Below are 16,797 nucleotides of genomic sequence, written 5' to 3' on the forward strand. Positions count from 1 at the left end.
GCCGCGGCCTCGGGCGGCGCCTCGTCGCCCGCCCCGAGCCGACGAGGAACGCCGCAGCCGGTTCGATGCTCCACGTCTTCCACAGCAACCGACTCGAGGAGCTCGCCGAGGAGCTCGCGGCCACGCTCGCGCGCCCGGTGGCCGGCCCGCTCGCGCCCGAGATCGTCGTCGTGCAGAACCAGGCGATGGGCCGCTGGGTGGCGCTCACCCTCGCGTGCCGCTTCGGGGTGTGCGCGAACCTGAAGACGCCGTTTCCGGCGGCCTTCGTCTGGGACGCCATGCGCGACGTGCTCGGGGATCTGCCGACGACGTCGCCGTTCGCCCCCGATGTCCTGACCTGGCGCGTCATGCAGTGGCTCGGCGAGCACCGGCACGACGACGCCTTCCGCGAGCTCGCGCACTATCTCGCGGACGGCGACGACGAAAAGCGCTACCAGCTCGCCGAACGCATCGCCGCGACCTTCGATCAGTACCTCGTCTACCGGCCGGACTGGATCCGCGCGTGGGAGGGCGGCGAAGGGACGCATTGGCAGGCGCGCCTGTGGCGCGACCTGACGCGCGTCTCGCGCGCCCACTGGGTGCGTCTGCTCGACCGCCAGCGCGCGGCGCTCGAAGGCGGCGACGCCGCACGCGCGCTGCCGCCGCGGGTCTCGCTCTTCGCGCTGCCTTCGCTCTCGCCGGGCTACCTCGACGTGATCCGCGGCCTGGCCGGCGTGATCGAGGTCCACCTGTTCCTCCTCAATCCCTGCCGGGAGCACTGGGGCGAGATCGTCTCGGAGCGCGAGGCGGGGCGGCGGGCCGGCGGACGCAAGCCCGAGACGCTGTACCTCGAATCCGGCAACCCGCTGCTCGCCTCGCTCGGCAGCCACGCGCGCGACTTCATGGACATGGTGCAGGAGCTCAACGGGACGCAGCGCGAGCGCTTCGTCGATCCGGGCGAGGACACCCTGCTGCACTGCCTGCAGCACGATGTGCTGACGCTCGCGGACCGCGGGGCCGCGCCGACCCCGCTCGCGCCGGACGACGGGTCGCTCCAGGTGCACGTCTGCCACTCGGCGATGCGCGAAATCGAGGTGCTGCACGACCGGCTGCTCGGGCTCTTCGCCGATCGGCCCGCGCTCCGCCCCTCGGACGTGGTCGTGATGACGCCCGACATCGACGCCTACGCTCCTTATATAGAGGCGGTGTTCGCGACCGGACCGGCCGAGCGGCGCATCCCGTTCGCCATCGCCGAGCGCAGCCCGCTCGCCGAGAGCCTGCTGGTCGAGACCTTCTTCGCGCTGCTCGAGCTTCCCGACACCCGTTTCGACGCGAACCGCGTGCTCGCGCTGCTCGAGGCGCCGGCGGTGCAGCGGCGGTTCGGCCTGACGGAGGACGATCTCGAGCTCATCGAGGAATGGGTCCGCGCGACGGGCATCCGCTGGGGGATCGACGGCGCGGCGCGCGCCCGCCTGGGGCTGCCCGCCACCGACGGCCATACGTGGCGCGCGGGCCTCGCGCGCCTGCTGCTGGGCTACGCGCTGCCCACCGGGGAGCGCGCGCTCTTCGAAGGCGTGCTGCCCTACGACGACATCGAAGGGAGCCAGGCACAGGCGCTCGGGAAACTCCACGCCTTTCTCGACGCGCTCTTCGCGCTCGACGCGCTTCGCGACGCGCGTCGGGACGTCGCCCGATGGGGCGAGGTCCTGGGCGACCTCCTCACGCGTTTCTTCGAGCCGCAGGACGCGGACGAGGAGGCGATGCGGGTCCTGCGCGAGGCGATCGGGGGCTTCGTCGGCACCGCCGCCCACGCGCAGTACCGGGAGGACGTACCGCTCGATCTCGTGCGCGCCGGTCTGCGGCGCGCGCTGTCGGCCGAGGCGGTGCGCCTGCGCGGGCTGGCCGGCGGCGTCACCTTCTGCGGCATGGCGCCGTTTCGCACCGTCCCGTTCGAGGTCGTGTGTCTCGTCGGCATGAACGACGGCAGCTTTCCGCGCCCGCACCGCCCGCTCGGCTTCGATCTCATGGCCAAGGACCGCCGCCGCGGCGACCGCTCCCGGCGCGACGAGGACCGTTATCTCTTTCTCGAAGCGCTGCTCTCCGCGCGCCACTGTCTCTACGTGAGCTATACGGGCCGCAGCATTCGCGACAACAGTCTGATCCCGCCGTCGGTGCTCGTGAGCGAGCTGCTCGATTACCTCCGCCAGGGTTTCGGCTCGGACACGCGCGAGCGGGTGGTCACCGAGCACCCGCTGCAGGCCTTCAGCCAACGCTACTTCCGGGCGGGCGGCGCGCTCTACAGCTACTCCGCGGAGCTCGCCGAGGCGAGCCGTTTGTGCCTGCGCGAGCGCGCGCCGCCGCCGCCGTTCGCGGGCCAGGCGCTGGCGGAGACGGAGCCGGCGCCTCCCCGCGTCGAGCTCGAGGAGCTCGTGCGCTTCTTGCGCAATCCGGCGCGCTACCTGCTGCGCCGGCGCCTCGGGCTCCAGCTCGACGAAGGCGACGCGCCGCTCGAGACGCGCGAGCCGTTCGCGCTGGAACGCCCCTGGGAACTGCGCGAGCGCCTGCTCGCCATGACGCTCGAGGGCCGGTCCGGCGAAGCGCCCGCGCTGCTCGCGGCGCGCGGCGACCTGCCGCACGGCAACCCCGGCCGCGCGCTGCTCGATCAGGAGCAGGAGCGCATCGCGGGTCTCGCGCGCCGGATCGAGGCGCTGCATCCCGCCGGTCGTGAGGACGTCTGGGTCGATCTCGCGCTCGGCGAGCGGCAGCTGAGCGGCTGGCTCCGCGGCGTAACGGGCGCCGGGCTGTACGCGTACCGGCCGGTCGAGGAGGCGGGGGCGCACGATCGCCTCACGCTCTGGGTCCATCACCTCGCGCTCGACGCCGTGCGCCCGGGAAGCGAGAGCCTGTTCGTCGCGCGCAACGAGGTGCTGCGGCTGCGCCCGGTGGCGGAGCCGCGCGCCGTTCTCGCCGCGCTCCTCGATCTCTTCCATACCGGCCAGCGCCGGCCGCTGCCGTTCTTTCCGAGGACGAGCCTCGCCTTCGTCGACCCGGGCGGTCGCGATCCGCGCGCGGCGGCGCGGGCGCAATGGGAAGGCGAGCGCTACGGCAATGGAAACGGCTACGCGGGGGAGGGGAGGCAGCCGTATTATGCGCTCGCCTTCCGCGGCATCGAGCCGCTCGACGACGAGTTCGAGCGCGTGGCCCGGGCGGTGTACGGGCCGATGCGCGAGCACGAGGTGCGCGGGTGACGCGCCCGCAGCCGCTCGCCCTCTTCGAAGCGCCGCTCGACGCGGCCTCCCTCATCGAGGCGAGCGCCGGTACCGGCAAGACCTGGACCATCACCGGGCTCTACGTGCGCCTGCTGCTCGAGGCGGAGCTCGCCGTGCGCGAGATACTGGTCGTCACCTTCACCGAGGCGGCGACCGAGGAGCTGCGCGACCGCATCCGGCGGCGCCTGCTCGACGCCCGCGACGTGTTGCGCGGCGGCGCGGCGAAGGACGAGTTCGACCGGTCGCTGCTCGCGCGCTTCCCCGATCGCGAGCGCGCGACCGACCGGCTGACCAACGCGCTGCGCAGCTTCGACGAGGCCGCGATCTACACCATCCACGGCTTCTGCCAGCGCGCGCTCGCCGACAGCGCCTTTGAGGGCGCCCGCCCCTTCGAGATGGAGCTGATCGCCGACGAGGGAAGCCTCGTGCAGGAGATCGCCGACGACTTCTGGCGCCGCGAGTTCCATGCCGCGGCCCCGGCCGTCGTCGCGCACCTGCTCGCGTGCAGGCTGACGCCGGAGAAGCTCGCGGACGGGATCCTGCGCCACGTCGGCAAGCCGTTTCTCGCGATCGACGGCCCGGCCGCGCCGCCGGACCTGGCGCAGCTCGAGCGCGCCTATGCCGACGCCTATGCCCGGGCGCGCGCCCTCTGGCACGCCGGGCGTGACGACATCACGAGCCTGCTGCGCAACGCCGGATTGGACGGAAGGAAGTACCAGGTACGACATTTCGACAGCTGGTTCCTTCAGATGGATGCGTTCCTCGAGCCCGAGCGCGCGCATCCGGCGATCTGCGACAAGCTCGAGAAGTTCACGCCCGCGCAGCTCGCGGACGCGGCGAAGAAGGGGCCCCCGCCGCGGCATCCCTTCTTCGAGGCGTGCGCCGGGCTGCTCGCGGCCCACGCCGCGCTGACCGGCGCGCTCGACGCGTTCCTCGCCGACGCCAAAGTGCGGCTGCTCACGGAGGTGAATCGGGAGCTCGCGGTGCGCAAGGAGCGCCGGCGCGTGCAATCGTACAACGACCTGCTTTTGAAGCTCGCGCAGGCGCTCGACCCCCCGGGCGGCGACGCGCTCGCGCGGCTTCTGCGCGCACGCTATCGCGCCGCGCTCATCGACGAGTTCCAGGACACCGACCCGGTGCAGTTCGAAATCTTCCGCCGGATCTATGGCAACGAAGCCGCGCCGGTCTTCTTCGTCGGCGATCCCAAGCAGGCGATCTACAGCTTCCGCGGCGCGGACGTGTTCGCCTATCTCGCCGCACGCGCGACGGCGCGGGCGCACTACACGCTCGCCACCAACTGGCGCTCGACGCCGGAGCTCGTGCGGGCGGTCAACGTCCTCTTCGGCCGGACCGCGCGCCCGTTCGTCTTCGAGGACATCGCCTTCCACGAGGCGGTGGCGGCGAAGCGGGAGCAGGACACGCTCGTCGTCGAGGAGGATATCGACGCGCCGCTGCGGTTCTGGTTCTTCTCAGGCGAAAACGGCAAGCCGCTCGCCAAGGGCACCGCCGGCGCGCAGGCGGCGCGTGCCACCGCCGCGGAGATCGCCCGGCTCCTCACGCTCGGAAGCCAGGACCGTGCGCGCCTCGGACCGCGCGCGCTCGCCGGCGGCGACATCGCGGTGCTCGTGCGCAAGCACCAGCAGGGGCGGGAGGTGCGCGATGCCCTGGCGGCGCTCGGCGTGCCGAGCGTGCAGCACTCCCAGGAGAGCGTCTTCGAGACGGAGGAGGCGAGCGAGCTCGAGCGCGTGCTGCTCGCGTGCGCCGAGCCGCTGCGCGAGGGCCGCGTGGCGGCGGCGCTCGCGACCGAGATGCTCGGCATGACGGCGCGCGCGCTGAGCGAGGCGTCCGCCGACCCGGTCGCCTGGGAGGCGCGGCTGCAGCCGTTCGACGAGTACCACCGCCTGTGGCGCGACCGCGGCTTCATCCACATGTATCGCGAGCTGCTCGCGCGCGAGCATGTCTACGCGCGGTTGCTGCGGCTGCCCGACGGCGAGCGCCGCATGACCAACCTGTTGCACCTGGGCGAGCTCGCGCATGCCGCGGCGCACCGCGAGCGCCTCGGCATCCACCGGCTGATCAGATGGTTCGCCGAGAAGCGCCGCCGCCCCAACCGCGAAGACGAGGAGGCCCAGCTCCGGCTCGAGAGCGACGCCGATCTCGTGAAGATCGTGACGGTGCACAAGAGCAAGGGCCTGCAGTACCCGATCGTGTTCTGCCCGTATCTGTGGGACGGGCGCATGCGCGAGGGCGAGGGCGACGCGGTCGTGTTTCACGACCCCGAGCAGGGGTACCGCGCCGGAGCCGATTTCGGCAGCACGCGACGCGCGACGCGCGAGCGCCTCGCGGCGCGCGAGGAGCTCGCCGAGAACCTGCGCCTGCTCTACGTCGCGCTGACGCGCGCGCGGCACCGCTGCTATGCCGTCTGGGGCTGCATCAAGGACGCCGGGCGCGCGCCGCTCGCGTGGCTGCTGCACCCGCCGGCCGATGCCGGCGAGGCGGCGTTCAAGGCGTGGTGGGAGGCTGACGCGCGCGACGCGGCCGCCATGCGCGGTGCGCTCGCCGCGATCGCCGAGGCATCGCAAGGCGCCATCGCCGTGCTTCCGGAGCCGCGCGCAGGCGCGCCCTGGCAGCCGGCCGCGCCGACACCCGGCGAGCTCGCGGCGCGTGACTGGTCGCGGCGCATCGAGCCCGGTCCGCGGATGACGAGCTTCTCGGCCCTGACGCTCGGGCGCGATGCGGAGCTGCCGGACTACGACGCCGACGCGCCCGTCGAACCCGTGCCCGCGGCCGGGGTGCGCGACATTCACGGCTTTCCGCGCGGCACCGTCGCCGGGCAGTGCCTCCACGCCATTCTCGAGCGCGTCGACTTCCAGCGGGCCGACGCGGCCGCCGTCGAGCCCGTGGCGCGCGCGGCGCTCGAGGCACACGGCATCGCGCGCGACTGGGTGCCGGTCGTGTGCGACACGGTGGCGCGCGTGGTCGCGACGCCGCTCGACGCGAGCGGCCTGCGTCTCGCGGACGTCGCCCGGGCGGAGCGCGTCGACGAGATGGAGTTCACCTATCCGCTCGCGCGCCTCGCGCCCGCCGAGCTCCGACGCGTGCTCGGCCGGTACGGGCGCGCGTCGGTCCTGTTCAGGGAAGAGATCGAATCCCTCTCGTTCGCTCCGCTCCAGGGTTACATGAAGGGCTTCATCGACCTCGTGTTCGCGGCCGGCGAACGCTTCTACATCGCGGATTACAAATCCAACTGGCTCGGCGCGGGGCGGCCGGCGTACGCCGAGGAGCATCTGCCGCACGCGATGGCAGAGTCCGCCTACGATTTGCAGTACCTGGTCTACGCGGTCGCGCTGCACCGGCACCTGGGCAGACACCTGCCGGATTACGACTACGACCGCCACTTCGGCGGCGTCTTCTATCTCTTCCTGCGCGGCATGAGTCCGGAGGCGGGGGCGGGTTTCGGCGTCTTTCGCGATCGGCCCGCGCGCGAGCTGATCGAGGCGCTCGACGATTACTTTCGTACGGGAGCGGTGCGGTGAGCGACCGGCTCGAATCCCTGCGCGAGCGTCTCGCTCTCACGGAGCTCGATCTGCACTTCGCGCGCTTCCTGGCCGCGCTCGACGGACGCGGCGACGAGGACGTCGCGCTCGCGGCGTGCCTCGTGAGCCAGGCGACCGGGAGCGGGCACGTGTGTCTCGATCTCCGAGAGTGGACCGGCGAGGTGGCGCCCAGCCTCGGTGTCGGCATCCCCGCGCTTGCGCGCTGGATCGCGGCGCTGCGCGCGAGCCGGGTGGTGGGGCGGCCCGGCGAGATGCGCCCGCTCGTGCTGGACGAGGGCGACCGCCTCTATCTCCACCGCTACTGGGACTACGAGCGCACGCTCGCGCTCGAGCTCGGGCGCCGGGCGGAGCCGGCGGAGGACGTCGACGAAGACCGGTTGCGCGACGGTCTCGATCGCCTGTTTCCGCGGCGCGAGCCCGGCACGGACTGGCAGAAGGTGGCGGCGGCGGTGGCGGTGCTGCGCCGGCTCTGCGTGATCTCCGGCGGCCCGGGTACCGGCAAGACCACGACGGTGGTGCGCATCCTCGCGCTCCTGCTCGCGCAACGGGCAGGCGCCGCCCGCGCGCCCGCGCTCGCGCTCGCCGCCCCGACCGGCAAGGCGGCCGCGCGCATGCAGGATGCGGTGCGCGCGGCGAAGCAGTCGCTCGAGCTTGCGCCCGGGATCGCGCAGGCCATCCCGGAAGAGGCGGCGACACTGCACCGGCTGCTCGGCGCGCGGCCGGGCTCGTCGTATTTCCGCCATCATCGCGATAACCCCCTGCCGTTCGACGTGGTCGTGGTCGACGAGGCCTCGATGGTCGATCAGGCGCTGATGACCAAGCTCGCGTCGGCCCTCCCGCCCTCGGCCCGCCTGATTCTGCTCGGCGACAAGGATCAGCTCGCGTCGGTCGAGTCCGGTGCGGTGCTCGCCGACCTCTGCGGCGGCGCGGTGGGCTGCTCGCCGCCCTTCGCCGCCCGGATCGAGCGGGTGACCGGCGAGGCGATCGCGACCGCGCCGACCGGGCCCGCGCTGCGCGACTCGATCGTCCATCTGCGACGCAGTTACCGCTTCGGGCGCGAGAGCGGCATCGGTCGGCTGGCCGAGCTCGTGCGTACCGGCGAAGGCGACGCGGCGCTGGCGCTGCTCGAGAGCGGGGAATGCCCCGATCTCGCGTGGCGTCCGATCGAGTCGCCGGAGGCGCTCGCCCGTGCGGCGGGCACCGAGCTTGCGGTGCGCTTCAGCGGCTACCTCGCCGAGGTGCAGGCGCAGCACCCGCTCGAAGACGCGCTCGCCGCGTTCAACGCCTTCCGGGTGCTGTGCGCGCACCGCACCGGGCCGTCGGGCGCGGTGACGCTCAACCGGCTCATCGAGCACGGCCTGCGCGCACGACGGCTCGCGGACACGAGGCGCCCCTGGTACCCGGGGCGGCCGGTCATGGTCGCGCGCAACGATTACAACCTGCGGCTGTACAACGGCGATGTGGGGATCGCCGTGCGGGACGCGCAGGGCGAGAGCGTGGTCTTCGCGCAGCCCGACCACGGCGTGCGCCGGCTCGCGCCGTCGCGTCTGCCCGAGCACGAGACGGTGTACGCCATGACCGTGCACAAGGCGCAAGGGTCCGAGTTCGACGCCGTGCTGCTCGTGCTGCCCGGCGAGGTATCGCGGGCGGTGAGCCGCGAGCTGGTCTACACCGCGATCACCCGCGCCCGTTCGCGCATCGAGATCTGGGGCGCGCCGGCGGTGTTCCGCGCCGGGGTGGGACGGCGCGTGCAGCGGTCCTCGGGACTGCGCGACCGGCTTTGGAAAGACGGATGAGGGCGTCTCGCACTCATCGACCGGGCCGTTATCGATTTCGACGCGCTTTCACCTGATGACCACCGACAGGCCCGACCACGGTCCCGCCGCCGCACGCAGGCCTTCCGCGATCCCCGCGTCGTCGAATCGGCCGTAGGCTTGCGAGTTGTCCCAAAGCTCGAGGGCGCCCTTCGCCTGTTCCAGCCGAAAGCGCCCGCCGCCGACCACTTTCAGCCCCGGGTGATCGACCCGCAGCGCCTGGCCGTCCCAGCGGCAGGCGATGCCTCGCTCGTCCAGGAAGCGCTCCAGTATCTGGCTGTGGTAGCCGTGCTGATTGGAAGGGGCGAACACCAGGTGCTCGACCCCGTCGAGCACGAGCTGCAGGAACTTGCCCTGGCAATCCCGCCCGCCCGGGCAGTACGAGGTGACGACGAGGGGCGCCGACATCGCGAAATCTTAGCCGGGCAGGGACGGTGACCGCGAGCGGGGGATTGCGGTAGTTTAAGGGCACCTTACGACGGAGGGCATCCATGGCGGACTACACGTACGAGGACCTGAAGGGTAAGACGCTCGCGGAACTGCGCGAGATCGCGGCCGGCATCGAGCACGAGGCGGTGCAGGGCTACACGCAGCTCAACAAGGACCATCTGCTTCCGGCGATCTGCAAGGCGCTCGGCATCGACACGCACGAGCATCACCACGTGGTCGGTCTCGACAAGATGGCGGTCAAGGCGCGCATCCGGGAGCTCAAGAAGCAGCGCGACGCGATCCTCGCCTCTCAGGACCGGTCCGGGCTCAAGCCCATCCTTCGCCAGATTCACGCGCTCAAGCGGGACATGCGCCGCGCGACGGTCTAGCGCCGGCGGCGTTGCCGGCGGAGAGGCCGCGCGGCATCATGGTTCGGTGTCAGGGAATGCGGACGGAGGGAACCATGCCGACCTATGAATACCGCTGTGAAAAGTGCGGACAGAAATTCGAGCGCAGCGAGGGGCTTTCCGAGCACGGATCGGCCCGACCGCGCTGCCCCAAGTGCGGCAGCGAGCGCGTGGCGCAGGTGTTGACCCCGTTCTATGCGAGAACCTCCAGGAAGAGCTGACGTGAAGCGCACCGCCGGAACCGCGCCCAGGACGCCGCGAAAGCTCGGGAACGAGCTCCTCGCCAGGCGCAACCGCCGCATCGCGAACCAGACACGCAAAGTGCTGGGCCGGCACTACGCCGCGAAGTACCGCGTGCGCTGAAGCGGCGCGACCTTCGCGCCGCACGGGTATTCCGTGCGCGCAACCGTCCGCACGGGTAGGGATGGCATCGCCATGCCCATGGAACAGCCGACGGATGACCTGGCGCAGGTGCTGTCCGATTCCTGGGAACTGCTCGCGCGCGGTTTGCGCGACCCGCATTCCGGTTTGTCTTCTTCGATGCCGCCGCCGAAACGCAACTGCGCATCCGCGCGGAGGTGCGCCTGCGCGACGACGGCGATTTCGCGCGCTCGGGCTGGCAGGAGCGGCGGCCCGAAGAGCGCCGACTCTTTCTCACCGAACGTCCTCCGGGCACCGCGGCGCCCGCGCCGACGACGGGCGTGGCCGCCGATGCCGACGTCGGGCCGCGCGCGGAGGAGGGCCGCACGCCTCCCCGGACCTTCGTGGTCCTGGAGGCCTCGTGGTCCGTCTCGACGGGCTGCAGGTCTCCTTCGAATGGGATGAGGCCGGCGCCCTGCGCGCGCTGGCTCTACCCGTAGAGAGCGGTTGCCCTGCTCGTCGCCCGTCGTCCGACCGGCGGGTTCGCCGGACACGAGGCGCTGAGGGATAATGGCGCCGCCATGCGACCGATCGGCTTACGGCGTCCGCCGCACTGCTTGATACGGACCTCGTTCGGGCGCCGCTTCGCGCAACTCCTCGCGCTCGGCGCCGCCGCCGCGCTGCTCGCCGGCTGCGCGAGCCTCACGGTCGCCTACAACCGCCTCCATTGGTGGGCTCCGCTCTACGCCCAGAACTACGTCAGCCTGAACATGAGCCAGCGCGCGCAGCTTCGGCGCGAGGTTGCGGCGTTGCGCGACTGGCACTGCAGCACCCAGCTCGCGGAGTACGCGGAGTGGGCGGGTGGCTTGGCGCACGAGCTCCGCGCGGGCGATCTCCACTACGGCCGCATCGACGCGCTATACGGGCAGGTGCGGTCCGCCTGGTTCGGCCTCTCCGCCGCGGCCAGCCATCGGGCGGCCCGCCTTCTCCTCGCGCTCTCGCCCAGGCAGGTCGATCAGCTGTTCGACGAGCTCGAAAAGGACAACCGCGCCTTCGAGCGCAAGTACGTCATGCGCGCGGCGGTGGAGGCCGAGGCGCGGTACGCCGAGCGGATGGAGAAGCAGCTGCGCGACTGGATCGGCAATCTCACCGGCGCGCAGCGCCGCGCCGTGGCGGACTGGAGCCGCGAGATCCAGCCGATCGGAGCGGACCGCCTGGCGGCCCGTCGCCTGTGGCAGGCCGAGCTCCGCCGCTCTCTGCGCGAGCGCCGGGAGCCGGCCGTGTTCCACACCGAGGTTCGCCGGCTCTTCCTGAGCCCGGAGTCGCTGTGGGGAGACGAACACGAGGAGGTTCGCTCGCGCTATCGCGAGAGCCTGGTGGCGCTGCTCAGCCGCATCGCGGACAGCCTGACGACCGAGCAGCGGGAACTGCTCGTTGCCCGCGCGACCGCCTGGCAGCGCGACTTCGAGCGCATGGCCTGTCGAAGCAAGGGTTCGCTGCACGCCGCCGCGGACAGCGCGCCCGCTGTCCAGGCGCTCAACTGAGCGCGTGGATACCGACGCGCCCTCGGGCGCCACGGCGCCGCCCGGAGCCCCTCCCTCTGTGATCACGAACGTCTCCCTGGCGCCCGAGCGACCGGTTGCCGACTGCCGCGAAGCGATGGCGCTCGCGAACGCCCAGGCGGGCGCTCGCCTCGGTGCATACATGCTGCTGTCGTGGTACGACCGCGACCGCGATTTCGAGGCGCCGGCCCACGCGAGCGAGTGCCACCTCGACTCGGCCGTGCCGGGGTACGTCGATTACGGGGTCCATCACGGTGCGACACTCAAGGTGGAGAACGGCCGGTTCGTGTTCTTCTACCGTCCCGTGGATCCGGAGTCGTAGCTCGACCGTTTCTCTTGTATCGGGCGCGGCGTATGATGGCGCGTCGGGTGGAAGTCGGCGCCGCCCGGCCGCGACCTCTTCCGCAACAAAGCGCCGGACGTGGCGCCTGTCGTCATGCGGTGCCCGCTTTCGAAACAAAAGGAGCTTGGGGAATGAAACTCTTCGTGGGAAATCTGTCGCGCGACGTGACGGACGAGGACCTGCGTCAGGCCTTCGCCGCTTTTGGGAGGGTAACGAGCGCGACCGTCGTGAAGGACAAGTTCACCGGCGAGGGCCGCGGCTTCGGATTCGTGGAAATGGAGGCGCGTGCGGAGGCCCAGGCCGCCATACAGGGACTCAACGGCAAGGATCTCAAAGGTCGCCGCATGAACGTCGACGAGGCGCGGCCGTCGCGCACCGGGGGCGGGGAGCGCGGCGGCGGTGGAGGCTTCGGGAACCGCCCGCGCGGCGGCGGCGGGGGCGGAGGTTGGCGCCGCTAAGCGAACCGGGGGCCCCGGTCCTGGGCGCCCGGTTTGCTCAGGTGACTTTCTTCCGCCGAGGCGACCAGACCGACTGAGAGCTCGCCTGGCGCGTGTTGATCTGCTCCGCGCAGCGTTTCGCGTACGCGACGACGTCCTTGAGTGAGCCGCGGCGCTGTCCGGTGATCGTGGAACGTCCGTTCCGGAGCACGTAGCGGTACCAGCTCTGCCCGTCTCCCCCTTCCGGCATGGACGTCTTTTCCACGCGTTCGAGCACAAACAGGCTGACGCGGGTGGGGGCGTTGATGGGGTCGAGGTTCATAGGCGGTTTCCCGTCTGCAGTTGATGAAATCGTTCGTCAGTGACTGCGGCCGCGCCGCTCGCGAGACGGACGCTCTTCGTTGACCTTGAGCGGTCTCCCCTTGAACAGGGAACCGTTCAGGGCGGCCATTGCCGCCCGGGCCTCGTGTCCTTCCATTTCGATGAACGCAAAGCCCCTGCAGCGGCCCGTAAAGACGTCGGAGGCCACCCGAATGGAACGGACGCGGCCGTGCTGCGAGAAGAGCTCGACGAGGTCCTGTTCGCGCGTCTCGGGCGCCAGGTTGCCGACGTACATCTTTCTCATGAGGGCCTCCGTAGCCGGCGGGAAGCAAACCTGCCGCCGCAGCGGAGAACGCGCGCGAACGAGCTTGCATCGCCGGGTGTCTGCGGCTGAACCGCTCGGACAGAGCCCGGGCAGGGTGAAACAGCCGTTTACCGGTGCGTCGCCGCCACTTCGGTGACTCCGGGCGGGGCGCGGGGTCGGTCAGAGGACGTGCGCCGTGGCGCACGACGGATCGAAGTGCGGACTATACCACAGGTTGGGAGCCGATTGAGGGCCTATTCCGGCCGATAGGAGGTTTTAGGTGCGGCCGGCCCGGTCCGGGTCGTTCCCGAGGCCCGGGTCTGCGCCCAGTACTGATCGCGCGCGTGAACCCCGACGTCCGGATGATCCGTGAAGAAGCCGTCGATGCCGGCCGCGAGGAAAACCCTGATCTCGGCGCCGGCATCGCCCCGTTGGGTCGAAGGCGCACCCCGCCTGGCTTCGGCAGGGAGAAAGGCGTTTTCCGCGCGGAAGGTGTAGGGATGGACGACGAGGCCGGCGGCGTGGGCGTGCGCGACCAGCTCGGTGGCGCCCTCCGGGTGCAATCCCGCGCCGGGCGGGAGGACCAGACGCTTGTCGGGTCCCACGCCGTCGGCGTACCGGGCGATTTCCGACAGGCCGGCGCGCGTAGCCATTTGGCGGTACTCGAGAGAACCGCCGGCCGCCTCGATGTCGTAGGGCCTGCCTTCCGCCGCGAGGAGTTGCACGAGCCGGAGGCCGGTCATCCCCCGGAGGCGCTTCAGGTTTGCGGTTTCGAACGACTGGATATAGACGGGATCGTTCCGCGTCGCGTACCCCTTTTCGGCCAGGGCGCGCACGAGCGGTTCCTCCATCGCGAGGCCGAGACCCGCGAAATGCGTCGGGTGCTTGGTTTCAGGGTAGAGACCGACCCGCCTTCCGGTAACCCTTTCGATGCCGCGCGCCAGCTCGATGATCTCCGCAAGCGTCGGTATCTCGAACTGGCCGTCGAAGCGGGCGTTCGCCGGACGTACGTCCGGGATCCGTTCGATCGCCCGCAGCCGCTTGATTTCCGCAAGGGTGAAGTCCTCGCTGAACCAGCCCGTCGCCTCGCGGCCGTCGACCGTCTTCGTCGTGCGACGCGGCGCGAACTCGGGGCGGTTCGCGACGTCGGTGGTGAGGTCCAGGACGTTGTCGTGGCGCGCGACCAGATGACCGTCCCGAGTCATGACCAGGTCGGGCTCGATAAAGTCGGCGCCCTGGAAGAGGGCGACCGCATAGGCCGCAAGCGTGTGCTCCGGCACGTAGCCGCTCGCCCCGCGGTGCGCGATGACGACCGGCCTGTCCGGATCGATGGGGCGCACGAGCGGGCCGTCAGCGTTTGCCCCGGTCAAGGCACGTAGTCGCGCGGCACGTGGGAATGCATCCGGCCGTCCCCCGGTCCGTGTGCGGCATTTCGGAGGGCGGCATGCGTCCCGTCAGGTTGAAGCGGATCCCGCCGGCCGGCGGGCAAGTCGACCCTGGCGGTAGTCCTCGATCGCCTGGCGGATGTCGGCGTCGCTCGTCATCACGAAGGGACCGTACTGGACGATCGGCTCGCCGATCGGGCGACCGGCGACGAGGATGAACCGGGCCCCCGACTCTTCGGTCACTATCTCGAGGTCGTCGCCCCCGCCGAAGACGGCCAGCGCATGCGCCGGCAGCCGGGTATCGTCGGAGCGGGCCTCGCCCTCGAACACGTACGCGAACACGGTGGCGTCGGCCGCCACCGCGTGGCGGAACGCGCTCCCGCTCGCGAGCGACACGTCGAGATACTGGATGTCCGTATGCGGGTCGACGATCGGACCGCGGCGGTCCCCGTGCGCTCCGGCGATGAGCCTGATCCGCTGCCCGTTCTCTTCGACCACGGGAATGCGTTCGGCGGGCACGTCCTGGTACTCGGGGTCGCTCATCTTCTCCGCGGCGGGCAGATTGATCCAGAGCTGGAAACCGCGCATCAGGCCGGCGGTCTGCTGCGGCATTTCCGAGTGGATCACGCCACTCGCCGCCTTCATCCACTGGATGCCGCCCGAGCGCAGGTCGCCGCGATTGCCCATGCTGTCCCGGTGGAGCATGTGGCCGTCGATCATGTAAGTGAGGGTGATGAACCCGCGGTGCGGGTGGTCGGGAAACCCGGCGATGTACTCGTCGGGGTCGTTGCTGCCGAAGTGGTCGAGCATGAGGAAGGGATCGAGATGGCGCAGCCGCGGGGTGCCGATGGTGCGGCGCACGGTCACGCCCGCGCCTTCGTCTAGCGCGGCGGCGGGAAGCAGAAGGCGGACACTGCGCGAGGCCATGCGTTTCCTCCGGTGCGACAATCTAATCCCATTCCATGGACGGCGAAAAGGGCGCGTACAATGCCGAAAACAGAGACGTCTTTCGTGCAAACGGAACTCGAGCGGCGGCTCGCGCGCCTGGAGGATGCCGGCGCCCGGCTCGCGGGCGGGAGCAAGGGCATCGAGAAGGAAAGCCTGCGGATCACGCCGGCGGGCGAGATCGCCCGGACGCCGCACCCGGCGGGCCTCGGCTCCGCGCTGACCCACCCCTACATCACCACCGATTTCTCGGAGGCGCTCCCGGAGCTGCGCACGCCGCCGCTCGCCGACACGGCGGCGGTGCTGGCGTTTCTCGACGAGCTCCACCGCGCCGTCTACGCCGGTCTGGGAGACGAGCTGCTCTGGGCGGCGAGCATGCCGTGCCGTGTGCGCGGCGACGAGAGCATCCCGATCGCGCAGTACGGGACGTCGAACGTCGGCCGCATGAAGCGCGTGTACCGCCTGGGGCTCGCGCATCGGTACGGCCGGGCGATGCAGGCGATCGCCGGCGTGCACTTCAACTACTCCCTGCCCGACGCCTTCTGGCCGCTATACCGGACGGCCGAGGGCGACACGCGGCCGCTGCCCGAGTTCGTCGCGGACCGGTACTTCGCCCTCGTGCGCAACTTCCAGCGCGTCGGCTGGCTCGTGTGCTACCTGTTCGGCGCCTCGCCGGCGATCGATCGCTCCTTCCTCGGCGGTTGTCGCGACGGCCTCGCCTCCCTCGACGCGGGGACCTGCTTCGCGCCGCACGCGACGTCGCTGCGCATGAGCGACATCGGTTACACCAACAAGGCGCAGGCGGGCCTCGCGATCTCCTACGACAGTCTCTCGGCGTACGTGGAGACCCTCTGCCGCGCCACGCGCACGCCATACCCCGAGTTCGAGCGTATCGGCGTCGTCGTCGACGGCGAGTACCGCCAGCTCAACGCGCACGTGCTCCAGATCGAGAACGAGTTCTACAGCGCCATCCGCCCGAAGCAGCCGATCCGCCCGGGCGAGAAGCCGACGCTCGCGCTCGCGCGCCGCGGCGTGCGCTACGTCGAGGTGCGCTCGCTCGACGTGAACCCGTACGAGCCGCTCGGCGTGAGCGAGCCCGAGCTGCGCTTCCTCGAGGCGCTGCTGATCGGCTGCCTCCTGGCCGACAGCCCGGTGATCGCCGCGGCGGAGCGGGACGAGATCGAGCACAACCAGCAGGCGGTGACGCGACGCGGGCGCGAGGCGGGCCTCCGGCTCCGGCGCGGAGCGGGGACGATCGCGCTCGCGGACTGGGCGCTCGAAACGCTCGAGGCCATCCGGCCGGTGTGCGCCCGGCTCGACGCCGAGGCCGGGAGCGGGGCTTACGTGCGGGCGCTCGAGTCGCAGATCGAGCGCGTGCGCCGACCCGAGACCACGGTGTCGGCGCGCCTGCTGGAGGAGATGCGTGCCGAAGGCCGCGGTTTCTGCGCGATGGGCATGCGCCTCTCGGGCGAGCACGCGGCGGCCTTTCGCTCACGCCCGCTGGAGGAGGCGCGTCGGCTGCACTACGAGGGGCTGGCGGCGCAGTCCGTCTCCCGCCAGTCGGAGCTCGAGGCGGCGGACCGGATCGGCTTCGAGGAGTACCTGGCGCGCTACTTCGCGCAGGATCTGGCGTGCCCGGCGGCTACTTCCTGAATTCCTCTCCGCGGGAAGCGGGTCCCTCGCGG

At 71.2% G+C, this 16,797-nt stretch carries 16 protein-coding genes; 11 read left to right on the top strand and 5 right to left on the bottom strand.

From position 1 onward, the window contains the following. Positions 1–65 precede the first annotated feature (65 nt). From recC to recD, 3 genes are read left to right on the top strand one after another with little or no spacing between them, the layout of a single operon-like run. Complete coding sequence (gene recC / locus SVA_RS04830) at positions 66–3,227, top strand: exodeoxyribonuclease V subunit gamma (protein WP_096459605.1); 3,162 nt, start codon at positions 66–68, stop codon at positions 3,225–3,227. Next, positions 3,224–6,784, top strand: a complete 3,561-nt coding sequence (gene recB, locus SVA_RS04835; RefSeq protein WP_169923972.1) for an exodeoxyribonuclease V subunit beta — start codon at positions 3,224–3,226, stop codon at positions 6,782–6,784. The genes recC and recB overlap by 4 nt, the downstream gene beginning before the upstream one ends. Further along, entirely contained in the window at positions 6,781–8,601 is a 1,821-nt protein-coding gene (gene recD / locus SVA_RS04840; protein ID WP_197703374.1) for an exodeoxyribonuclease V subunit alpha, read from the top strand. The genes recB and recD overlap by 4 nt, the downstream gene beginning before the upstream one ends. 48 nt (positions 8,602–8,649) lie before the next feature. On the opposite strand, the gene SVA_RS04845 is transcribed toward recD, so the two are convergent. Next, on the bottom strand, positions 8,650–9,027 hold the full coding sequence (locus SVA_RS04845; RefSeq protein ID WP_096459611.1) for a hypothetical protein: 378 nt from the start codon (positions 9,025–9,027) through the stop codon (positions 8,650–8,652). Between the two features lie 83 nt (positions 9,028–9,110). On the opposite strand from SVA_RS04845, the gene SVA_RS04850 reads away from it, so the two are divergent. From SVA_RS04850 to SVA_RS04875, 7 genes are all read left to right on the top strand, one after another. Continuing rightward, entirely contained in the window at positions 9,111–9,437 is a 327-nt protein-coding gene (locus SVA_RS04850; RefSeq protein ID WP_096459614.1) for a hypothetical protein, read from the top strand. Between the two features lie 74 nt (positions 9,438–9,511). After that, a complete protein-coding gene (locus SVA_RS04855) occupies positions 9,512–9,676 on the top strand; it encodes an FmdB family zinc ribbon protein (protein WP_096462827.1) in 165 nt (54 codons plus the stop codon). 1 nt (position 9,677) lies between these two features. Further along, complete coding sequence (locus SVA_RS19720; RefSeq protein WP_169923973.1) at positions 9,678–9,818, top strand: hypothetical protein; 141 nt, start codon at positions 9,678–9,680, stop codon at positions 9,816–9,818. 215 nt (positions 9,819–10,033) lie between these two features. Beyond that, positions 10,034–10,315, top strand: a complete 282-nt coding sequence (locus tag SVA_RS04860; RefSeq protein WP_096459617.1) for a hypothetical protein — start codon at positions 10,034–10,036, stop codon at positions 10,313–10,315. Positions 10,316–10,396: 81 nt separating this feature from the next. Next, a complete protein-coding gene (locus SVA_RS04865; RefSeq protein ID WP_096459620.1) occupies positions 10,397–11,359 on the top strand; it encodes a DUF6279 family lipoprotein in 963 nt (320 codons plus the stop codon). Between the two features lie 58 nt (positions 11,360–11,417). Further along, the gene (locus SVA_RS04870) at positions 11,418–11,699 is read left to right on the top strand and encodes an AF1514 family protein (protein ID WP_096459623.1); all 282 of its coding nucleotides are present in this window, start codon (positions 11,418–11,420) and stop codon (positions 11,697–11,699) included. 152 nt (positions 11,700–11,851) lie between these two features. Further along, positions 11,852–12,178, top strand: coding sequence for an RNA recognition motif domain-containing protein (locus tag SVA_RS04875; RefSeq protein ID WP_096459626.1), 327 nt, complete (start codon positions 11,852–11,854; stop codon positions 12,176–12,178). Positions 12,179–12,215: 37 nt separating this feature from the next. On the opposite strand, the gene SVA_RS04880 is transcribed toward SVA_RS04875, so the two are convergent. From SVA_RS04880 to SVA_RS04895, 4 genes are all read right to left on the bottom strand, one after another. Continuing rightward, positions 12,216–12,479, bottom strand: coding sequence for a hypothetical protein (locus tag SVA_RS04880; protein ID WP_096459629.1), 264 nt, complete (start codon positions 12,477–12,479; stop codon positions 12,216–12,218). Positions 12,480–12,515: 36 nt separating this feature from the next. Next, positions 12,516–12,782: an RNA recognition motif domain-containing protein gene (locus SVA_RS04885; protein WP_096459632.1), complete on the bottom strand. Its 267-nt coding sequence runs from the start codon at positions 12,780–12,782 to the stop codon at positions 12,516–12,518. Positions 12,783–13,036: 254 nt separating this feature from the next. Then, on the bottom strand, positions 13,037–14,152 hold the full coding sequence (locus SVA_RS04890) for a glycerophosphodiester phosphodiesterase (RefSeq protein WP_096459635.1): 1,116 nt from the start codon (positions 14,150–14,152) through the stop codon (positions 13,037–13,039). A gap of 84 nt (positions 14,153–14,236) precedes the next feature. Next, positions 14,237–15,094: a pirin family protein gene (locus tag SVA_RS04895; RefSeq protein ID WP_096459638.1), complete on the bottom strand. Its 858-nt coding sequence runs from the start codon at positions 15,092–15,094 to the stop codon at positions 14,237–14,239. Positions 15,095–15,178: 84 nt separating this feature from the next. Here SVA_RS04895 and gshA point away from each other — a divergent pair, with 84 nt between their 5' ends. Continuing rightward, entirely contained in the window at positions 15,179–16,765 is a 1,587-nt protein-coding gene (gene gshA, locus SVA_RS04900; protein WP_096462828.1) for a glutamate--cysteine ligase, read from the top strand. Positions 16,766–16,797: the final 32 nt, after the last annotated feature.

Source organism: Sulfurifustis variabilis (genome assembly GCF_002355415.1).
Classification (GTDB): domain Bacteria; phylum Pseudomonadota; class Gammaproteobacteria; order Acidiferrobacterales; family Sulfurifustaceae; genus Sulfurifustis; species Sulfurifustis variabilis.